A 4,873-nucleotide genomic window follows, 5' to 3' on the forward strand; every position below is an offset into this window, starting at 1 on the left:
CCATCTGGGCCGAACAAACCGTCACACCTGACAGCGAGGATGTGACGTGGTGACGCTGCGGGCGGGTCTGACCGGGTCTGGTCCGAAAACAACGTTCGAAGATCACTGAAAATCTCGGGTTCTGGCCCCGCGGGTGGTGACGTGTGGCCAGACTGCTGTGCGTGCAGGGGGAATGGGCCGGGGAGACGGTCGGACCGGACGTGTGGGAGACCTGCCGGGAGCTGATCCCGGCAGGCAGCGTGTTCGCGTTCCTGGCCGAGCACCGGGAGCGGCTGCTGCCGCCGGAGATGTTCGCGGACATGTACCCCTCGGCCAACGGGCGGCCGAGCCTGCCACCGCAGGTGCTGGCGGCGGCGGTGGTGCTGCAGAGCCTGTACGGGACCTCGGACGTGGAGACTGTGCTGGAGCTGCGTTGCGACCTGCGGTGGAAGGCGGCGTGCGGGCTGGGCCTGAACGACACCGCGTTCGACCCGTCGCTGCTGACCTACTTCCGGCGCCGCCTGCAGCGCTCGGCGGATCCGGGGCGGATCTTCACCCGGGTCAAGGAGGTCGTGGCCGCCACCGGGATCCTCAGGGGCAGGCGACGCCGCGCGCTGGACTCCACGGTGTTCGACGACGCGGTCGCCACCCAGGACACGGTCACCCAGCTGATCTCTGCGATCCGGCGGGTGATCCGCGAGGTGCCCGGCGCCGAGGAGGTCGCCGCCGCGCACTGCACCGCCCACGACTACGCCAACCCGGGCAAGCCGAAGATCGCCTGGGACGACGAGCAGGCCCGCGCCGCGCTCGGACGCATCGCGCACAAGGGGGAGAAGACGCCCATCCAGGCCAGCCAGCGTTGGCACGTCGAACGCACCCACGCCTGGCAGAACGCCTTCTACCGGCTCGCGCTGCTACGAGCGGCGCACCACCGTCATCGACACCTTCTTCGACCTCGCCGACACCATCATCACCGTGCGTAGCCTGATCCGACGGGCATGGACGTCACACCGCTGGGACGAACGCCCGAACCGCCGACCCTGACCACACGCCTATCCGCGTGAACTCTTAAGGAGAGCCTGGCCAAGGTCCCATCACTGTCTTGTCCGCCGCCTCGGTGACCGCGCGCCGACCCACCGCGCTCTCGTCCGCGAGGAGGCCGACATGGCCAGCATCCCACCCGTCTCCCGCGTCGTCATCGGCGGCGTGGACACCCACAAAGATCTGCACGTCGCCGCCGTGATCGACACCGACGAACACGTCCTGGACACCCGAGCGTTCTCCACCACCCGAGCCGGTTACCGCCCCTGCTCGCCTGGATGCGCACCTTCGGCGACGTCCGCCGCATCGGCGTGGAGTGCACCGGCTCCTACGGCGCCGGACTCCTGCGCCATCTTCAGCAGGCCGGCATCGAGATCCTCGAGGTCAACCGGCCCGACCGCTCCGACCGGCGCCGACGGGGCAAGGACGACACCCTCGACGCCGAGAACGCCGCCCACGCCGCACTGGCCGGCAACCGCGTGGTCACTCCCAAGACCCGCACCGGCATGGTCGAGTCCTTACGCGTCCTGCGGATCGCCCGCTCCACCGCCGTCAAAGCCCGCCGCGTCGCCCTGCAGATGCTGCGCTGCCAGATCATCTCCGCGCCCGAGGAACTCCGCGACCAGGTACGGAACCTGACGCGGATGCAGCTCATCCGCGCCTGCGCCGCCTGGCGGCCGGACGAGACCGCCTTCCGTGACCCCATCTCAGCCACCCGCATCGCGATCAAGTCCCTGGCCCGCCGCTACCTCGAACTCAACGATTGAGGTCGCCGATCTCGACGCGATGATCGAGCCTCTGGTCCGCGAGCTGGCACCCTCGCTGCTGGAGCGGACCGGCTTCGGGATCGAGAACACCGCCCAGCTCCTGGTCACCTGCGGCGACAACCCTCAGCGGGTCACCGACGAGGCCCGCTTCGCCAAACTCTGCGGTGTCGCCCCGCTGTCGGCCTCCTCCGGGAAGGTCCAGCGGCACCGGCTCAACCGCGGTGGCGACCGCCAAGCCAACTCCGCTCTCCACATGGCCGTGGTCTGCCGCCTGCACTACGACAAAGCCACCCAGAAGTACGTCGAACGCCGCACCAGCGAAGGCAAGTCAAAGATGGAGATCATCCGCTGCCTGAAACGGTACGTCGCCCGCGAGGCCTACTACCTGATCAAGCAGGACAGCACACCGAACAGGTCAGTCCAGAGGGGTTGACGTACAGGAGAGCGTCCGCGACTACGTACCGCCTGCCGAGTACGAACGCGACTGGTGGCGACAACAGGAAGCCTCCCCGCAGTCCGCCTGAAACAAGATCGCCGGACTATACGAAACTCGGGGCAGCTCACCCGGCCCTGGCCGTGGTCATCTGTTATTGCTCTGGGACGAGCCGAAGCGCCTGGTGGATAGGTAGGCGCGTGAACACGAACGCTGTTGGTGCTGAAGTTGAATGCGTGATGTCGGGTGGGGTATGGAGGCCTGTCCAGGGACAGGCCGGCCTGGGTGAGGCAGGCGTCAATCAGCCGGGGGCGGTGCTGGATCTTCCTCAGGCGGTGCCTGGCTGACTTTCTATGGGGCCGACGGTCGGATAAGTGCACCCCAAGCGGCCAGGGCGGTCTCGGCCGTGCGTACCAGTTCGGCGCGGGTGGCGCCGTCGCGGGCGCGGATGGACATTCCGTGGAGCACGGCGCTGTAGAAGGCGGCCATCGCCGTGGCGTCGGTGCCTGCCGGCAGATCGCCGTCGCGGACGCCCTGGGCCAGGCGGCGGGCCAGAGCCACATCGCCCTCGCGCCGCCACCGTGAGAGGAACTCGCTGGCCGACGAGTTGGCGTCCGAGCAGTTCAGAGCCGCGATGACGATCATGCAACCGGTGGGCCTGCCCGGCTCGGTGCAGGCGCGGGCGGTCTCGCGTAGCACCGTGGCGACGGCGTCCCGCGCCGTGGGCTCCTCGCTCAGGGCGCGGGCAATGGGCACCCCCTCAGTGGCGTCGTACAGCGCGACGGCCTCGCGGAACAGTTCCTCCTTCGAGCCGAAGGCGGCATAGAGACTGGGGGAGTTGATGCCCATGGCAGCGGTGAGGTCGCTCATCGTCGCGCCCTCGTAGCCGCGTTCCCAGAAGACCTCCATCGCCGCGGCCAGGGCCGCCCCGCGGTCGAAGCTCCGGGGCCGGCCCCGTGGCCGTCCGCCGGGCCGGGCCGCTGTCGCCATGAGTCACCGCCTTTCTGTGTCGCTCATCAAATATATGCCTTGACATGTGCTGTTGGCCAGGCGAATATTTCTGTGCCGATCGACACAGAAATGAGGATCACTCCATGACCGAGCCAACGGGCACACTCCCACACCAGCTCACGGGCACGACGGCCCTGGTCACAGGCGGCAGCAGGGGCATCGGAGCTGCCATCGCCCGGCACCTGGCCCGTGAGGGCGCCGACGTGGCGTTCACCTACGTCAGCGCAGCCAGCGCGACACGGGCGGCTGGTGTCGTCGCCGACATCGAGGCCGCCGGGCGGCGGGGGCTGGCGATCCAGGCCGACGCCGCCGACCCCCGGGCTGTGACCACCGCCGTGGACCGGACGGCCGCCGCGTTCGGCCGGTTGGACATCCTCGTCAACAACGCCGGCATTGCCCCCATGGGCCCCGTCGAAGACGTCACGCCCGAGGAACTGGACCGGGCGCTGGCCGTCCACGTCCGCGCTGCCTTCCTCGCCGTGCAGGCCACCCTGCGTCACCTGCCTGAGGGCGGGCGCGTCATCAACATCGGCAGCAACCTAACCGAACGTGCCCACTTCCCTGGCCTCGCCCTGTACACCATGACCAAGTCCGCGCTCACCGGCCTGACCCGGGCACTCGCCCGCGAGCTGGGCCCGCGCGGCGTCACGGTCAACATCGTCCACCCCGGCTCGACCGACACGGACATGAACCCAGCCGCGGCCCCCGAGGCCGAATCCGAACGCGCCCTGACCGCCCTGGGCCGCTACCTGGAGCCTGACGACATCGCCGCCACCGTGGCCCACCTGGCGGGCCCTGGCGGGCGCGGCATCACCGGCGCGGCGATCACCGTGGACGCGGGCGCGAACGCATGAGAACGGCGACCTCGGGAGTGGCCTGGAGCATCCTGGCCGTGGCCGCGCTGCTCGAACTCGTCTGGGCACTGGCCCTCAAGCAGGCCGAGGGCTTCACCCGCCTGTGGCCCAGCGTCCTGGCCCTCGCCGGGGCCCTGACCAGCTTCCTGCTGCTCAGCCTCGCGATCCGCACCCTGCCGGTCGGCACCGCATACGCGGTGTGGGTCGGTATCGGGGCCGCCGGAGTCTTCGTGGCCGGGGTGGTCGCCCTCGGCGAGCGCGTCAGCCCAACCCGGGTGCTGTGCGTGGGCTTGATCCTCGCCGGGGTGGTGGGGCTGCGCCTACTGGAGGACGGCTGAGGGCCCGGGCAGCGGCTGCGGGCCGTACTGAACTTGATTGGGTGGTGTCGGGGCGTTCGTCTGCGGGAGGGGTGTTGAGCCGTGTAGGTCCTTGTGCATGAGACATGCGCAGGGCGGCGGTTTGACCGACACCGGGAGGGCCTCGCGGGAGCGGGTCCGGCTGGAGGCTGTCGCCCGATTCGTCCAGGAGCACGCCTCAAAGAGGCGATCATCCGGCACGGAGGTGCGCCACCCTGCCGCCGCCCGCGTACGCGTACCTCTTGCCGGGCGGACGGCAACTGGCTCCCGAGCGCCCCTCGTCCACCGCGAGAGTGCCTTCCTACAGGGGGAGTGTAAGAGGCCGGGCGGATAGGGGCGGTTGGGGACCCCGGCAACAGAACGGGCACAGATCCCGGTGATCATGGAGTTGCGACGCTCTGTGACCACTGAGGAGACCTGTGCCCGCGCTGC

The 4,873-nt window shown here is 69.6% G+C and carries 3 protein-coding genes and 3 pseudogenes; 5 read left to right on the plus strand and 1 reads right to left on the minus strand.

The annotated features are described in order from the left end of the window. Window positions 1–200 precede the first annotated feature (200 nt). From ACFY4A_RS42285 to ACFY4A_RS42295, 3 pseudogenes are all read left to right on the plus strand, one after another. A pseudogene (locus ACFY4A_RS42285) lies at window positions 201–788 on the plus strand (transposase); the annotation flags it as partial. Further along, window positions 783–1,023: pseudogene (locus ACFY4A_RS42290) on the plus strand (IS5/IS1182 family transposase); the annotation flags it as partial. The pseudogenes ACFY4A_RS42285 and ACFY4A_RS42290, both read left to right, overlap by 6 nt. 120 nt (window positions 1,024–1,143) lie before the next feature. Further along, a pseudogene (locus ACFY4A_RS42295) lies at window positions 1,144–2,220 on the plus strand (IS110 family transposase). A 351-nt stretch (window positions 2,221–2,571) separates the two neighbouring features. Here ACFY4A_RS42295 and ACFY4A_RS42300 read toward each other — a convergent pair. Further along, window positions 2,572–3,210, minus strand: coding sequence for a TetR/AcrR family transcriptional regulator (locus ACFY4A_RS42300; protein ID WP_390834631.1), 639 nt, complete (start codon window positions 3,208–3,210; stop codon window positions 2,572–2,574). 104 nt (window positions 3,211–3,314) lie between these two features. On the opposite strand from ACFY4A_RS42300, the gene ACFY4A_RS42305 reads away from it, so the two are divergent. Beyond that, entirely contained in the window at window positions 3,315–4,085 is a 771-nt protein-coding gene (locus ACFY4A_RS42305; RefSeq protein WP_390834632.1) for an SDR family NAD(P)-dependent oxidoreductase, read from the plus strand. Window positions 4,086–4,102: 17 nt separating this feature from the next. Further along, the gene (locus ACFY4A_RS42310; RefSeq protein ID WP_390834633.1) at window positions 4,103–4,423 is read left to right on the plus strand and encodes a DMT family transporter; all 321 of its coding nucleotides are present in this window, start codon (window positions 4,103–4,105) and stop codon (window positions 4,421–4,423) included. Window positions 4,424–4,873 lie beyond the last annotated feature (450 nt).

Origin of the sequence: Streptomyces sp. NPDC001292, assembly GCF_042896465.1 — a bacterium.
Classification (GTDB): Bacteria; Actinomycetota; Actinomycetes; order Streptomycetales; family Streptomycetaceae; genus Streptomyces.

Bases quoted from the DNA above. Each gene is read 5' to 3' on its own strand.
- ACFY4A_RS42300 (WP_390834631.1), bottom strand. From the start codon at position 3,210: ATGGCGACAGCGGCCCGGCCCGGCGGACGGCCACGGGGCCGGCCCCGG.
- ACFY4A_RS42305 (WP_390834632.1), top strand. From the start codon at position 3,315: ATGACCGAGCCAACGGGCACACTCCCACACCAGCTCACGGGCACGACG.